The 14645-nt window shown below is 65.4% G+C and carries 14 protein-coding genes; 8 read left to right on the top strand and 6 right to left on the bottom strand.

Annotation, left to right across the window (positions count from 1 at the left end):
* Nucleotides 1–68 precede the first annotated feature (68 nt).
* From yddG to AB7A72_RS12775, 3 genes are all read right to left on the bottom strand, one after another.
* Nucleotides 69–1007, bottom strand: a complete 939-nt coding sequence (gene yddG, locus AB7A72_RS12785) for an aromatic amino acid DMT transporter YddG (protein ID WP_239809842.1) — start codon at nucleotides 1005–1007, stop codon at nucleotides 69–71.
* A gap of 166 nt (nucleotides 1008–1173) precedes the next feature.
* Nucleotides 1174–2130 (bottom strand): 2-hydroxyacid dehydrogenase, encoded by a 957-nt coding sequence (locus tag AB7A72_RS12780; RefSeq protein WP_369460196.1) that lies wholly within the window; start codon nucleotides 2128–2130, stop codon nucleotides 1174–1176.
* A 50-nt stretch (nucleotides 2131–2180) separates the two neighbouring features.
* Complete coding sequence (locus tag AB7A72_RS12775) at nucleotides 2181–3026, bottom strand: IclR family transcriptional regulator (protein ID WP_239809840.1); 846 nt, start codon at nucleotides 3024–3026, stop codon at nucleotides 2181–2183.
* Nucleotides 3027–3226: 200 nt separating this feature from the next.
* On the opposite strand from AB7A72_RS12775, the gene AB7A72_RS12770 reads away from it, so the two are divergent.
* The 7 genes from AB7A72_RS12770 to AB7A72_RS12740 are packed head-to-tail and all read left to right on the top strand — an operon-like array spanning nucleotide 3227 to nucleotide 9939.
* Nucleotides 3227–4300, top strand: coding sequence for an ABC transporter ATP-binding protein (locus AB7A72_RS12770; protein WP_239809839.1), 1074 nt, complete (start codon nucleotides 3227–3229; stop codon nucleotides 4298–4300).
* A complete protein-coding gene (locus AB7A72_RS12765; RefSeq protein ID WP_239809838.1) occupies nucleotides 4297–5154 on the top strand; it encodes an ABC transporter permease in 858 nt (285 codons plus the stop codon). The genes AB7A72_RS12770 and AB7A72_RS12765 overlap by 4 nt, the downstream gene beginning before the upstream one ends.
* Before the next feature lie 17 nt (nucleotides 5155–5171).
* Nucleotides 5172–5966 carry an ABC transporter permease gene (locus tag AB7A72_RS12760; RefSeq protein WP_369460195.1) on the top strand — a complete coding sequence of 265 codons (795 nt, stop codon included), beginning with the start codon at nucleotides 5172–5174 and terminating at the stop codon, nucleotides 5964–5966.
* The gene (locus AB7A72_RS12755) at nucleotides 5966–6319 is read left to right on the top strand and encodes a (2Fe-2S)-binding protein (RefSeq protein WP_230779845.1); all 354 of its coding nucleotides are present in this window, start codon (nucleotides 5966–5968) and stop codon (nucleotides 6317–6319) included. Before AB7A72_RS12760 ends, AB7A72_RS12755 begins: the two co-directional genes overlap by 1 nt.
* Complete coding sequence (locus AB7A72_RS12750) at nucleotides 6316–7749, top strand: FAD/NAD(P)-dependent oxidoreductase (RefSeq protein WP_369460194.1); 1434 nt, start codon at nucleotides 6316–6318, stop codon at nucleotides 7747–7749. The genes AB7A72_RS12755 and AB7A72_RS12750 overlap by 4 nt, the downstream gene beginning before the upstream one ends.
* Nucleotides 7742–8866, top strand: a complete 1125-nt coding sequence (locus AB7A72_RS12745) for an NAD(P)/FAD-dependent oxidoreductase (RefSeq protein ID WP_369460193.1) — start codon at nucleotides 7742–7744, stop codon at nucleotides 8864–8866. Before AB7A72_RS12750 ends, AB7A72_RS12745 begins: the two co-directional genes overlap by 8 nt.
* 11 nt (nucleotides 8867–8877) lie before the next feature.
* Nucleotides 8878–9939: an ABC transporter substrate-binding protein gene (locus AB7A72_RS12740; protein WP_312411961.1), complete on the top strand. Its 1062-nt coding sequence runs from the start codon at nucleotides 8878–8880 to the stop codon at nucleotides 9937–9939.
* 99 nt (nucleotides 9940–10038) lie between these two features.
* Here the strand turns inward: AB7A72_RS12740 and AB7A72_RS12735 are convergent, their stop codons facing one another.
* The 3 genes from AB7A72_RS12735 to argC form a co-directional block, all read right to left on the bottom strand.
* The gene (locus AB7A72_RS12735) at nucleotides 10039–11169 is read right to left on the bottom strand and encodes a c-type cytochrome (protein ID WP_369460192.1); all 1131 of its coding nucleotides are present in this window, start codon (nucleotides 11167–11169) and stop codon (nucleotides 10039–10041) included.
* Between the two features lie 12 nt (nucleotides 11170–11181).
* Complete coding sequence (locus AB7A72_RS12730) at nucleotides 11182–11850, bottom strand: c-type cytochrome (RefSeq protein WP_369460191.1); 669 nt, start codon at nucleotides 11848–11850, stop codon at nucleotides 11182–11184.
* Nucleotides 11851–11990: 140 nt separating this feature from the next.
* On the bottom strand, nucleotides 11991–12923 hold the full coding sequence (argC, locus tag AB7A72_RS12725) for an N-acetyl-gamma-glutamyl-phosphate reductase (RefSeq protein WP_369460190.1): 933 nt from the start codon (nucleotides 12921–12923) through the stop codon (nucleotides 11991–11993).
* 560 nt (nucleotides 12924–13483) lie between these two features.
* On the opposite strand from argC, the gene sucC reads away from it, so the two are divergent.
* Nucleotides 13484–14644, top strand: coding sequence for an ADP-forming succinate--CoA ligase subunit beta (sucC, locus tag AB7A72_RS12720; RefSeq protein ID WP_021026617.1), 1161 nt, complete (start codon nucleotides 13484–13486; stop codon nucleotides 14642–14644).
* Nucleotide 14645 lies beyond the last annotated feature (1 nt).

Below are 14645 nucleotides of genomic sequence, written 5' to 3'. Positions count from 1 at the left end.
GTATACAAGGGCTGGCGATGCTGCCCGGCCCGGGTGATGAGCGCGCAGTGCTGGACGGCGTGCGGCCCTCAGCCCGCCAGCTTTTTGATGTCGGCCGGCGCCGGGCTGCGGGTGGTCCACCAGCAGACCAGCGAGCCCAGTGTGACCAGCAGCACGCCTTGCCAAAAGCTCCACGATGGCTGCACCTGCAGCCAGAGGGTTCCCACCAACGCAGACAGCACCGGCGTGAAGTAGGAGCCCACGGCCATCACCGTGAGGTTGCCGGCGCGCAGGCCGTGGTCCCAGCAGCTGTAACCCAGGGCTGTCAGACCGCTGAGCAAGCCCAGTTGCAGCAGCGCCGGCAGCGTAAAGCGCAGCGGTGGTTCAGGGCTGAGCGCGTATTTGATCCAGAGCACGGCGGCCACAGCCCAGAGGAAGGCCGGCAGCGCATTGGCGCCCTGGGTGTAGCGCTTGGACACCACCGAATAGCAGGGCCAGAGGCAGGCTGCACACAAGGCCAGCGCATAGGCCAGCGGGTTGCTTTGCACATTGGCCCAGAGGCTGGCCAGCGACAGCGCGTTGTCGCCCTTGACCACCAGCACAATGCCCGCCATCGACAGCAGCACCCCCGGCACCAGGCCGGCGCGAAAACGCTGCAGGCCCATCACCGTGGCCATCACCAGGGTCAGGCTGGGCCAGAGGTAGTTGATCATGCCCAGCTCCAGGGTCTGGCCCCGGTGGCTGGCCCAGCCCAGCGACAGCGAAAAAGCGATTTCGTTGAGCACAAACAGCAGGCCGCAGCCCAGCAGGTAGGCCGGGTGCATGGCCTTGAGCTGCGCGGCGCGCGGCAGGCCAAAGCGCCAGGTGACGAGAAAGGCGCTGAGCGAGAACACGCAGGCGGCCCCGCCTATCGCCCCCAGGTGCTCCGCAACGCTGCGGAACAGGCTCACCAGTGCAGACCAGCAGAGCACGGCAGAAAGCCCAATCAGCGTCGCGCGCTGGCTGGGCACAAGAGGAGGGGTGGACATGGGAGGAGGGGGATGCAGACGAGGGCGGCTCGCATCCTAGCGGCTATTGGGCAGCCCTGGTTTTGCTGAGGGCTTGGCACTGCAAAACGCTCGGATATGCGGCCAGCGGCTGCGCTGCACCGGCCCGGCTAGAGGCGCCCTGGCCGGCTTCCTTTATCGGCCTGGATCAGTAACCGCGCGCCCGGTCAAAGCAGTTGTCCAGCGCCTGCCCGGCCTGCCACTGCGCCATCGACAGGGCCACCTGGCGTGCCTTGGCGCGGCGGCTGGCGCTGGCGGCGATGTGCGGCGTGAGGATGACGCGGGGATGCGTCCACAGCGGCGAATCGGCTGGCAGCGGCTCCGGCTCGGTCACGTCCAGCAGTGCGCCGGCCAATTGGCCGCTGTCGAGCGCGGCCACCAGATCGGCGCTGTTGAGCTGGGTGCCCCGGCCCGCATTGACCAGCTGGGCGCCGGCCGGCAGCTGGGCAAACAGCGCGGCATTGAGGATGCCCCGGGTCGAGGGCGTATCGGGCAGCAGGCAGATGAGCACCTGGCTGCTGCGCAGAAACTCGGCCAGCTCGTCCTGGCCGCAGTAGCTGGTGACGCCCTCGATCTGCTTGCGCGTTTGCGACCAACCCTGCACCGGGTAGCCGACGGCGCGCAGCATCTGCGCGGCTGCAGCGCCCAGGGTGCCCAGGCCCAGAATGCCCACCCGCAGCTCGCTGGCCACATAGGGCGGGTTGAACTCGATCCACTGCTGCTGGCGGTGCTGGGCCAGTGCGCGCGGCATGTTCTTTTGCAGCATCAAGGTGGCCATCAGGCAGAACTCGGCCATGCGCTGCTGTGATTCGCCCGTCACCATGCGCACGATGGGCAGGTGGGCCGGCAGGTCGCCGTCGGCCAGGATATGGTCCACGCCGGCCGCCGAGCTGAAGATGGCCTTGAGCTGCGGAAAGCTGGCCAGCACGCCGGTATCGGGCTCCCAGACCATCGCAAAATCTACCAGGCTGCGGTCGGCGGGTGGCGTGTTCCAGTCATGCACGACCACATGGGGCGCCAACTCGGCAAACAGCGCCGTCCATTCCGGAATGGCGGCGCTGCCGCCGCTTTTGATGATGAGGTGCAAGGGGGTGCTGGGGTCCATGGCGTGGGATGCGTTGAAGTGCAGAAAGACGGAAGGTGGCAGGGCCGGGCTCACATCGAGCGGGTGCGGTCCCCGGTGGAGATCGCATGCATCGGGTGGCGCAAGGTCGGGTCAAAGGGGTTGATCTGCGCGCTCAAGGTCTTGGCTTCGCGCAGCAGCATGTCGCGCACGATGGGCAGGCGCTCGTCACTCAGGCGCGCGGTGTGCGTGCCGATCGACAGCGCGGCCACCACCTGGCCATTGCGGTCAAACACCGGCACCGCCAGGCCGGCCATGCCTTCGAGCAGGCCGGAGTTCTTCGCGGTATAGCCCTGGCGGTGCGCCTTGTCGATCTCGGTGCGCATGTAGACCTCGTCATAGACGTTGTAGTGCTGCATGCGCGGCAGGTTGAAGCGCAGCACCTCCTCGCGCTCGGCCTCGGGCAGGTTGGCCAGGATGACCAGCGAGCCCTGGCCCACACCCAGCGCCACACGGCCGCCGATATCGCCGGTAAAGGTGCGGATGGGGAACTGGCCTTCGATGCGGTCCAGGCAGACCGCGTCAAAGCCCGAGCGCACCATCAGGATCACCGTGTCATTGAGGCTGGCGCACAGCCGCAGCAGCACCGGGCGCGCCAGGCTGCGCAGGTCGCTCACCGCACCGGCCTGGGCGGCCAGCGAGAACAGATCCAGGCTCAGCCGATAGAGCTTGTGCACCTGGTCCTGCTCGACCATGCCCTCCTGGATCAGACCCTGCAGCAGCCGGTGGGTGGTGGCCTGGGTCAGGCCGATTTCCTTGGCCAGGTGGGTGACCCGCACACCTTCGTTCTGGTGCGCGGCCAGCGCGCGCATCACCAGGAAGCTGCGATGCAGGGTGCCGCGCTGGTGGCTGTTGTCCTCAGAGGTGTCTGTGCTCATGGTTTTCCGGAATAAAAATTCTGCGACACTCGTTTTTATTCCATTTATCGGAATAAATCAAATTTATCTTCCATTATCAGTGTTTACACCGTGTATGGATTCAAACCACATTCCGAAAATAGATAAATAGTTGCAAATGTCGTTCATCCCAGCGACATGGCCGACGGGCCCTGCAACCCTGTGCCACCGAGGTGATTTCCATGAGTTTTCTGCGTCTCCACAACGTCTCCAAACAGTACGGCCCCAACCGGGTGGTCAGCCAGTTCAACCTGGATGTGCAAAAGGGCGAGTTCGTCTCCTTGCTCGGCCCCTCGGGCTGCGGCAAGACCACGAGCCTGCAGATGATTGCCGGCTTTGTGGATGTGACCGAAGGCCGCATCGAGCTGGATGGCAAGGACATCACCCGCGCCAAGGCCAATGAGCGCGGCCTGGGCATCGTGTTCCAGACCTATGCGCTGTTTCCGCACATGACCGTGCGCGAGAACGTCGAGTTCGGTCTGGAGATGCGCAAGGTGGCGCAGCCCGAGCGCAGCGAGCGCGCCACCGAGGCACTGGCCCTGGTGCACCTGGGCCCCTATGCCGACCGCTACCCGCGTGAACTTTCCGGCGGCCAGCGCCAGCGCGTGGCGCTGGCCCGGGCGCTGGTCATCAAGCCGCCGGTGCTGCTGCTCGATGAACCGCTGTCCAACCTGGATGCCAAGCTGCGCGAGGAGATGCAGTTCGAGCTGCGCGAGATCCAGCGCAAGGTGGGTACGACCACCATCATGGTGACCCATGACCAGAGCGAAGCCATGTCGATCAGCGACCGCGTGGTGGTGATGGAGGCTGGCCGCATCACCCAGGTGGACACGCCGCACACGGTGTACGAGCATCCGCACAACGCCTTTATCTCCACCTTTGTCGGCAAGGCCAACCTGCTGCAGGCCACCGTGCATGCCCAGGGCAACCAGTGGCTGGCCCATGTGGGCGATGTGCAGATGGCGGTGCAGGATGTGCCGGCTGCAGCCGCCAGCCATGGCACGCGTTTGCTGCTGGGCCTGCGCCCCGAGAAAATCCAGCTCTCGGCCACCTCGGCCGGCCGCACCCAGGGCACCGTGCGCGAGCGCTTCTTCCTGGGCAACCTCTGGCTCTACACGGTGGAATGCCCGCTGGGCAGCATCACCGTGACGGCGGCCAACGATGGCGAGGCACCCCACCAGGTGGGCAGCCAGGTAGGTATCGACTGGTCCGACCGCAATGTGCGCCTGATCGCCGGTGACGGGGTGGCCGCATGAGCGAGCGCCGCACCTGGGCCCCCTGGGCCATGAGCGCGCCGGCGCTGCTGCTGTTTGCGGTGATGCTGGCGGTGCCGCTGCTGCTGACGACCATCCTGTCCTTCAATGCCTACAACGTGGACACCGGTCCGGTCGCGGGCAGCTTCACGGTCGAGCACTATGTGCACATCGTCACCGACAGCTACTACTACGAGATCTTCTGGCGCACCCTGTGGATTTCGGGCCTGGTCACCTTGATCTGCATCGCCATCGGCGCGCCCGAGGCCTACATCCTGAGCAAGATGCGCGCGCCGTGGCGCTCCATCTTCTTGCTGATCATCCTGGCGCCGCTGCTGATTTCGGTGGTGGTGCGGGCCTTTGGCTGGAGCATGCTGCTGGGCCCCGAGGGGCTGATCAACGACATCTTCCGCCTCGTGGGCATTGGCCCGGTCAAGCTGCTCTACAACGAGACGGCCATCGTCATTGCGCTGGTGCATGTGATGCTGCCCTTCATGGTGATCCCCGTCTGGACCTCGCTGCAAAAGCTCGATCCGTCGGTCGAGAGCGCCTCGCTGTCGCTCGGTGCCTCGCACTTCACCACCCTGCGCCGCGTGGTGTTTCCGCAGGTGCTGCCCGGCATTCTGTCGGGCAGCCTGATCGTGTTCGGCCTGGCCGCCAGCTCGTTTGCGATTCCCGGCCTGCTGGGCGGGCGCCGGGTCAAGATGGTTGCCACCCTGATCTATGACGAGTACCTGCACGAGCTGAACTGGCCGCTGGGCGCGGCCATCGCCTTTGTGCTGCTGGCCGCCAATCTGGTGATCATGCTGGGCTGGAACCGCATGGTTGAAGGCCGCTATAAGAAGACCCTGGGCTGAGAGGCGAGGTGACTGACATGCAAAAAAACGGACCCCTTGCCCTCATCTTCAACGCGCTGGTCATCATCTTCATGCTGGCGCCGCTGGTCGTCGTCTGCCTGGTGGCCTTCACCCCGGCTGAAACCTTGACCCTGCCGACCACCAGCTTCTCGCTGCGCTGGTTCGAGCAGGTGCTGCACCATGCCGACTTTGTCCAGTCGTTCTGGAACAGCCTGGGCCTGGCCGTCGCCGCCGCATCCATCTCCACCGCGCTGGCTGTGCCCGCCGCCATTGCGCTGGTGCGCTATGAGATCCCCGGCCGTGGCGCGCTGCAGGCGCTGTTCCTGTCGCCGCTGATCATCCCCCACCTGGTGCTGGGTGTTGCCATGCTGCGCATGTTCTCGCTGGTCGGCGGCCAGGGCAGCTTTGGCTGGCTGATCTTTGCGCATGCGCTGGTGGTGATGCCCTACACCATGCGCCTGGTGATGGCCGCGCTGATCGGCTTTGACCGCAGCGCCGAGCAGGCCGCCTACTCGCTGGGCGCCAGCAATGCCACGGTGTTCAAGCGCATCACCTTGCCGATGATCCTGCCCGGCATCACCGGCGGCTGGCTGCTGGCCTTCATCAACAGCTTTGATGAGCTGACCATGTCGATCTTTGTGGTCTCGCCCAGCACGGTGACCTTGCCGGTGCGCATGTACATGTATGCCACCGAGTCGCTGGACCCGATGATGGCAGCGGTATCGGCGCTGATCGTGTTCATCACCTTGGGGCTGATGCTGCTGCTCGACAAGGTCTATGGTCTGGACCGCATCCTGATTGGCAAGCACTGATGGCACACGCAATCCCTCTTTTGCCGGCCGGCCAGCTGCAGCGCCTCAAGGAGCAGGGCCGCCAGCCGCTGCAGTTTGTGCTCAACGGCCAGCCTGCCCAGGCGTTGCAGGGCGACACGGTGCTGACGGCGGTGCTGACCCAGTCGGCCCAGCTGCGCAGCCACGAGTTTGCCCATAGCCCGCGCGCTGGCTTTTGCATGATGGGCGCCTGCCAGGACTGCTGGGTTACCCTCGGCGGCGAGCAGGCCGGCCGCAAGCTGCGCGCCTGCTCCACCTTGCTGCAGCCGGGCATGCAGATCTGCACGACGGCAGAGGCCGTGGCCCAAGCTACCGCCACCCAGGTGCAACCATGATTGCCAGCGATTTCTACCTGGACGACCCCCGGCCCGCAGACGGCCCGCCCGTCATCGTGGGCGCCGGGCCTGCCGGCATCCGTGCCGCACAAACCCTGCTGGCCCACGGCCTGCGCCCGGTTGTCATTGACGAGGCGCCCAAGGCCGGTGGCCAGATCTACCGCCGCCAGCCCGATGGCTTCAGCCGCAAGCCCAAGGACCTGTATGGCTTCGAGGCCGGCCGCGCCAGCGACCTGCACCAGACCTTTGACCGCCTGCGCCCGCAGCTGGACTACCGGCCCGACACCCTGGTCTGGAACGCCCAGGGCCACAGCCTGGACCTGCTGCACACGGCGCAGCGCACGGCAGACAGCCTGCGCTGGCGCGATCTGATCGTGGCCACCGGCGCTACCGACCGGGTGCTGCCTTTGCCGGGCTGGACCCTGCCCGGTGTCTACACCCTGGGCGGCGCCCAGGTGGCCCTCAAGTACCAGGGCTGTGCGATCGGTGATGCGGTGGTGTTTGCCGGCACCGGCCCCTTGCTCTACCTGGTGGCCTACCAATATGCCAAGGCGGGCGGCCGGGTGCTGGCGGTGCTGGACACCGCCCCGGCCGTGCAGCGCTACAAGGCTGCGCCCGCGATGCTGGCCCAGCCGGCAGTGGCCGCCAAGGGCCTGTACTTGGTGAGCTGGCTGATGTTCCACGACGTGCCGGTGCACCATGGCGTGCAGCTGCTGCGCGCCGAAGGCGCCGACCGGGTGCAGGCGCTGGTCTGGAAGGATGCACAGGGCGCCGAGCAGCGCACTGCCTGCAGCGCCATCGGCCTGGGCTATGCGCTGCGGCCCGAGACGCAGCTGGCCGACCTGCTGGGCTGCGAATTCGCCTTTGCACCGCTGCACCGCTGCTATGTGCCGCAGATCGATGCCGACCGGCGCAGCAGTGTGCCCGGTGTCTATTTGGCCGGCGATGGCGCCGGCATCATGGGCGCCGATGCGGCCGAGATGTCCGGCGAGCTGGCTGCGCTGGCTTTGCTGCAGGACCGGGGCATTGCGACCGATACAGCGCGCCAGGCCAGGCTGCGCCAGCAGCTGGACAAGACGCAGCAGTTCCGCCAGGCGCTGGAGGTGGCGTTTCCCTTTCCCGACGACTGGGCCGCGCGTGCACCTGACGAGCTGGTGGTCTGCCGCTGCGAAAACATCACCGCTGGCGAGCTGCGCGCCACTGCGGCGACCCAGCCGCAGGGCGATATCAACCGCATCAAGGCGCTGTGCCGGGTGGGCATGGGCCGCTGCCAGGGCCGCATGTGCGGCGTGGCGGCAACCGAGATCCTGGCCGACACCTTGAAGGTGCCGGTGGCGCAGATCGGCCGCATCCGGGGCCAGGCGCCGATCAAGCCGCTGCCGCTGGACATGACGGTGCTGCCGCAGGACCAGGAGGCCTCCCATGGTTAAGCAACTGGCCACCGAGGTGGTGGTGATCGGCGGTGGCATCATGGGTGCGAGCACGGCGCTGTTCCTGCGCCGGCGCGGCATCCAGGTGGTGGTGCTCGAGCGCGATCTTTGCGGCTCCCGCTCCAGCGGCGTCAACTTTGGCGGTGTGCGCCGCCAGGGCCGCTCGTTGGCGATGCTGCCGCTGTCCCAGCGCGCCCACCAGCACTGGGGGCGGCTGACCGAGCTCATCGGCACCGAGGCCGAGTACGAGCGCTCGGGCCACTTCAAGATTGCCCGCTCGCAGGCGGACATGGAGTCCCTCGTGCGCTATGCCGAGAGGACGCGCGACTGCGGGCTAGACCTGCAGCTGCTCGATGGCGCGGCGCTGCACAAGCGCTTTCCGGTCGGCGGCGCCAAGGTGGTGGGCGGCTCCTTCTGCCCAGATGACGGCCAGGCCAATCCGCGCCTGCTGTCCCCGGCCTTTGCCACGGCGGCCGTGCGGGCCGGTGCCCAGGTGTTGGAGCACTCGCCGGTGCTGGAAGTGGCGCACAATGGCCAGCGCTTTGTGGTGCGCACCCCGGAGATGGAGATCCGTGCGAATGTGGTGGTCAACGCTGCAGGGGCCTGGGCCGGCCAGTTTGCCGAGCAGTGCGGCGAGCCGGTGCCCATGCGCATCCGGCCACCGGCGATGGGGGTGACCGAGCCCTTGCCGTTCTTCTTGCACTGGAGCCTGGGCGTGGAAGGCGGCAGCATCTACTGCCGCCAGGTGCGCCGGGGCAATGTGGTGTTTGGCGGCGGGCCCGGCCTGGTGCTGGACGACACCCGCGCCCGCAACCGCCACACTACCGTCTGGGCACAGCTGCCGCAGCTGGTGGAGCTGCTGCCCCAGTTGAAGAACGCCCAGTTGATCCGAACCTGGAGCGGCAATGAGGGCGCCTTGCCCGACCACGAGCCCATCATCAGTGCCAGCAGCCGCCAGGCCGGCCTCTACCATGCCTTTGGTTTTGCCGGCGGCGGCTTCCAGCTGGGGCCGGGCGTGGGCGATGTGATGGCCGAGCTGATCGCCGAGGGCCGCAGCAGCACGCCGATTGACGCTTTCCGCATAGACCGATTTACCGACCCCGCATGTTCTACCTGAAAGGAATCCACATGTCTTCTTGGACGACGACCCTCAAAACCCCTGTGCGCGCCATCGCCCTGTTGGCCTCTGTGGTGGCTGCGGCCAGCGCGGTGCAGGCGCAGACCAAAACCATTTACATCGGCATGAATGGCGGCAACATGGAGCGCACCTACTCGCAGTTCGTGTTCCCCGCATTCGAGAAGGCCAACAACGTCAAGGTGGTGGTGGTGCCGGGCACCTCGACCGACATCCTGGCCAAGGCCCAGGCCTCCAAGGACAAGGCCCAGATGCAGGTCATGACCCTGGATGACGGCGTGATGTACCGCGCCATCAGCATGGGCCTGTGCGAGAAGCTCAAGCCCGCTGCCAGCTACGGCGACATTCCGGCCATCGCCAAGATCAAGGACAGCGCGATTGGCCTGTCGATGGGCCTGACCGGCCTGGCCTACAACACCAAGATGTTTGCCGACAAGGGCTGGGCGGCTCCCACTTCCTGGAACGACCTGGCGGACCCCAAGCTCAAGGGCAAGGTGGTCGTGCAATCGATGCCGGCATCGTCGTTTGGCCTGCATGCCTTCCTGATGTTCAACCGCCTGAAGGGCGGCACCGAGAAGAATGTGGACCCGGCCTTCAAGGCCTGGCCGACGACGATCGGCCCGAACGTGGTGGAGTACATCCCCAATTCGTCCAAGGTGGTGGAGATGATGCAGGCCGGCGATGCGGCCATCTTCCCCTACACGCTGACGCAGGCCGAGCTGATGAAGTCCAAGGGCATTCCGATGGAATATGTGGCGCCCAAGGAAGGCGCGGTGGTGCTGATGACCGCCATGTGCGTGCTCAACAACAACCCCGAGTCCGATCTGGCGCAAAAGCTGGTGGAGTACCTGGTGAGCCCTGAAGCCCAGGCGCTGGCGATGGAAAATGGCAGCTACAACCCGGTGAACCCCAAGACCAAGCTGCAAGGCAAGCCGGCCGAAGAGCAGAACAAGATGAACGCCATCTTGAAGAACGCCGTGGCTGTGGACTGGGATGTGGTCAACGCCGACCGCCCCGAATGGAACAAGCGCTGGAACCGCACGGTGGAGCGCTGATAGCTGGCAGGTGCCTGGCGGCATAGCGCCAAGCATCTGGTGGGACCGATAGCAAAGCTGCCAACGCATGCCCTTCACCGGATCGGCGTTGGTAGCTTTTTATTTTGTGCCCTGGCCCAGTTGCTGGCCGTTGACGGTCTGGCCGTAGAGCGAGAACGCGCTGTCGTGGAAGCGCTTGCGCGTGTCTGCGATGTTGCCGGTAAAGCGCGGATCCTGCGGGCGCTCGTGGCTGTTGATGTAGGTGGCCACATCCCAGGCTTCCTGGTCGCTGAGCGTATGGCCCTTGCCCAGCGGCATATTGGCCTGGATGAAGCCGGCCGCCTTGTCCACCTCATGCATGCCGGCGCCCCAGTTGTACGACTGCTTGCCCCACAGCGGCGGGAAGACCTGCACATCGCCGCTGCGCTGGCCCTGGCCGTCATCGCCATGGCACAGCGCGCACTGGGCGTTGAACACCTTCTGGCCGCGTGCATAGTCAGGCGCCTGGGCGGGTTTGGCCAGCTTGGGATAGCTGGCGCCGGGCAGCTTCTCGCCCACCGGCGCGCCCTTGGACATCCAATAGGCATAGGCCTCCAGGGCCACCAGCACCTCATCACCAGGGGGCGGGGCCTTGCCGTTCATGCTGTACATGAAGCAGCCGCGCAGCCGCTCGGAGAAGGTATCGACGCTCTTGGTCTTGCTGCGGTAGGCAGGGTATTGGGTGTAGGCGCCCCACAGCGGCGCGGAGTCGGCAGCGCGCCCTGCATCCAGGTGGCAGTTGACGCAGTTGAGCGTATTGCCGACAAAAGCCTTGGCCTGGGTGCTGGTGTGCAGAAAGATCTGCTCGCCCCGGCGGATCACATCGCCCATCGGGCCTTCGGGAATCGCATCGGCAGCGGGTGGGGCGAAGGCGGTAGGGCTGGCTGCAGTTGGCGCTTTGGCTGCGCTGGCGGCGGGCGTGGCAGCTGCAGGGGCTGGCTTGGGTGCATCCGCTGCGGCAGTAGCGGGTGCCGGGCTGGGGGTGGCGGGTGCTGCTGCTGGTTTTTGCGCGGTCTGGGCGGGCGCTGCGGCGGGCCGCTCATCGGCCAGCTCACCCATGCTCTTGTTCACCTGCATGCCAAAGCTGATGGCGGCCACCAGCACGATGGCGACGACGACCACTACAAAGATCTTGAGGTACTGCCACTCGCTGTGCTGGACGCGGGCCTGCTCCTCGGGCGTTTCGACATGGTTGGGGCGCTGGTAATCCATGCTGTTCTCCGCTCAAGGCTTGGCGGCGCCCGAGGCGCCCACGTAGTACTGGGCGATGGCGTTGACATCATCGCTGCTGAGCTTTTTGGCAATGCCTTCCATGAGGCCCAGCGGCCCGGGCGGGCGGCTGCCTTTTTTCCAGGCATCGATCTGCTCTTGCATATAGCTGGCGCTGAGCTTGGCAATGGCGGGGAAATGCGCACCCACGCCAGCCCCACCGGGGCCGTGGCAGCTGTTGCAGGCGGGGATGCCCTCTTGCATGCGGCCACGCTCCACCAGCCAGGCGCCCTTGTCTTTGGCACCGGCCTGGCCGGCTGTGGCGGCGATGCCCGAAGGCAGGCTGGCAAAGTAAGCGGCAACATCGGCGCGCTGCTGCGAGGTCAAGCCCTTGGCAATGGGCGCCATGATGGGGTTGCCGCGCGAGCCATCGGCAAAGGCATCCAACTGGCTGCGCAGATAGCTGCTGCCCTGGCCGGCCAGCGGCGGGAAGGCGGCCATGCCCTGGCCTTTGGCGCCATGGCAGCTGGCGCAGGAGGCCACGCTGGGCGGCAAGCCGTTGTTGGCGATCTGCTCGCCTTGCTGGGGGTTGGCGGTTTGGGCCTGGGCTGCGGCGCACAGCAGCAGCGCCCAGGGCCAGACTGCGCCAAGCCGGCGCATAAGGCGTGTGGGGGTGTGTCTCATCGTGTTATGGCTGTAGTTTGGACACATGGTAGGCAGGGATGGCCTGGGGCAGTGTCGGCCAATGCCGATGGTGCTGCACGCGCTGCGCACATGAAAAAAGCCGCTGGCAAGCGGCTTGGTGGGGGGAAGCGGTCTCGGACTCAGAGGCTCAGCATCAACTTGAGGTTTTGCACCGCTGCGCCGCTGGCGCCCTTGCCCAGGTTGTCCAGGCGGGCGATGACCACGGCCTGGCGCAGCTGCTCGTTGCCGAACACGCGGATTTCCAGCTTGTTGGTGCCCGCCAGGGTATCGGCGGCCAGCTTGTTGTCGTCAGTAGGCGGCAGCACCTGCACCCATTGTTCGTCCTGGTTGGTTTGGGCGTAGTGGGCGGCCAGGGCGTTGTGCAGGTCGCTCAGCAGCGGCTTGCCGGGCAGTTCATCGAGGTGCAGCGGCAGTTGCACCAGCATGCCCTGGGCGAAGTTGCCGACCGCAGGGATGAACACCGGGCGGCAGGTCAGTCCGGTGTATTTCAGGATTTCGGGGATGTGCTTGTGCGTCAGGCCCAGCGCATAGGCCTCATAGGGCGCGGCACCACCGGCCTCGTAGGCTTCCATCATCTGGCGGCCGCCACCGGAGTAGCCGGACACCGAAGGCAGCGCCAGCGCGGCATCGGCAGGGACCAGACCGGCATCGATCAACGGGCGCAGGATGGCGATGGCGCCGGTGGCATAGCAGCCGGGGTTGGAGACGCGCTTGGCCGCTTGCACGGCGGCTTTCTGGCCGGCGCTCAGCTCGGGGAAGCCATAGACCCACTGGTCGTTGACGCGGTGGGCGGTGGAGGCATCGATGATGCGAATCGTGCGGCCGGTTTCCTGCTCGATGGCATCGACCATGGCCGTGGTGTCCTTGGCGGCATCGTCGTGCAGGCAGAGGATGACCAGATCCACGCCCGCGATCAGCGCGCGCTTGGCCTCCGGGTCCTTGCGCAGCTCGGGGGCAATGCTTACCAACTCCACGCCGGGCATATCCACCAGGCGTTCGCGAATCTGCAGACCGGTGGTGCCAGCTTCGCCGTCGATAAACACTTTTGCCATTGCCATCACTCCTGCTGTGCGTTGGCCCCCTGCACGGGCAGCGGGCACTTGGGTTCGGGAAAGTGCTTATTGTCATACAAAGCTGCGTAAGACGTGCAGGACGATGGCAAATTTGCCTGTGCGCAAGGCCGGGGCGCGAGTTGCGCTGGGTATGCCGTTGTGGCATCTGCGATGGCCAGATGCCGGGATCCAGCGCAGTGCGCACTAGCGCAAAAAGGGTCAGCGCTGGGCGGTTGTGCCAAAAATCCTGCACTGCCGAGGTTTTTACAGACAAGTTTTGCGCCCGCCTCCGACATGCGTTGACTGCAGTGGCTGACGGACGCATTGGACGGAGATGGCTGCTGAATCTGGCTGGCTAGCTATACAAATAATAGCTATAAGCATTCCAACGGCTGCCAAACCCCGGAAGCGCGTTAGGGCTCCTGCAGGCGCTGCCGCCCATGGCGCAGTGCAGCATGGTAAATTCGCGGACTGCCAGGCCTTCTGCCTTGTTTGCGAGTTCTTTGTTCTGCGCGCTCGGCCGCCGGGTTTTTTCCCATTTTGTTTTACTGAGAGACATCATGAAAATTCATGAATACCAAGGCAAGGAAATCTTGCGTCAGTTCGGCGTGCCCGTTCCGCGCGGTATCCCCGCCTTCACTGTGCAAGAAGCAGTGGAAGCAGCACAGAAGCTGGGCGGCCCCGTGTGGGTGGTGAAGGCCCAGATTCACGCAGGTGGCCGCGGTAAGGGCGGTGGCGTGAAGGTTGCCAAGACCATCGACGACGTGAAGGCGCTGTCCGAGCAAATCCTCGGCATGCAGCTGGTGACCCACCAGACGGGCCCTGAAGGCCAGAAGGTGCGCCGCCTGTACATCGAAGACGGTGCCGACATCCAGCAGGAATACTACCTGTCTGCCGTGACCGACCGTGGCACGCAGAAGGTGGCCTTCATCGCTTCGAGCGAAGGCGGCATGGACATCGAGGAAGTGGCGCACAGCACCCCTGAAAAGATCATCACCGTGCTGGTCGACCCCATTGCTGGCTTCACGCAAGCCAATGGTGAAGAGCTGGCCAAGGGCATCGGCATGCCTGCTGATTCGGTGGCCCAGTTCATCGATATCTGCCAAAAGCTGTACAAGTGCTACATGGACACGGACGCTTCGCTGGTGGAAATCAACCCGCTGAACCGTGACTCCAAGGGCAACGTGATTGCACTGGACTCCAAGTTCAACTTCGATCCCAACGCGCTGTTCCGTCACCCAGAACTGGTGGCCCTGCGCGATCTGGACGAAGAAGATCCTGCTGAAGTGGAAGCTTCGAAGTTCGACCTGGCCTACATCAGCCTGGACGGCAACATCGGCTGCCTGGTGAACGGCGCTGGCCTGGCCATGGCCACGATGGACACCATCAAGCTGTTCGGCGGCGAGCCTGCCAACTTCCTGGACGTGGGCGGCGGTGCCACCCCCGAGAAGGTCACCGAAGCCTTCAAGATCATGCTCAAGAACCCCAAGGTCAAGGGCATTCTGGTCAACATCTTCGGCGGCATCATGAAGTGCGACACCATCGCTACCGGCGTGATCACCGCTTGCAAGGCGGTGAACCTGAGCGTGCCACTGGTCGTGCGCATGAAGGGTACCAACGAAGAGCTGGGCAAGAAGATGCTGGCCGAATCGGGCCTGCCCATCATCTCGGCCGACACCATGGCCGAAGCCGCCACCAAGATCGTTGCCGCAGTGAAGTAAG

Source organism: Comamonas sediminis, from assembly GCF_041107495.1.
Classification (GTDB): Bacteria; Pseudomonadota; Gammaproteobacteria; order Burkholderiales; family Burkholderiaceae_C; genus Comamonas; species Comamonas sediminis.
The sequence above is the reverse complement of the archived record's forward strand: the minus strand, read 5'-3'. Positions and strand labels throughout refer to the sequence as shown.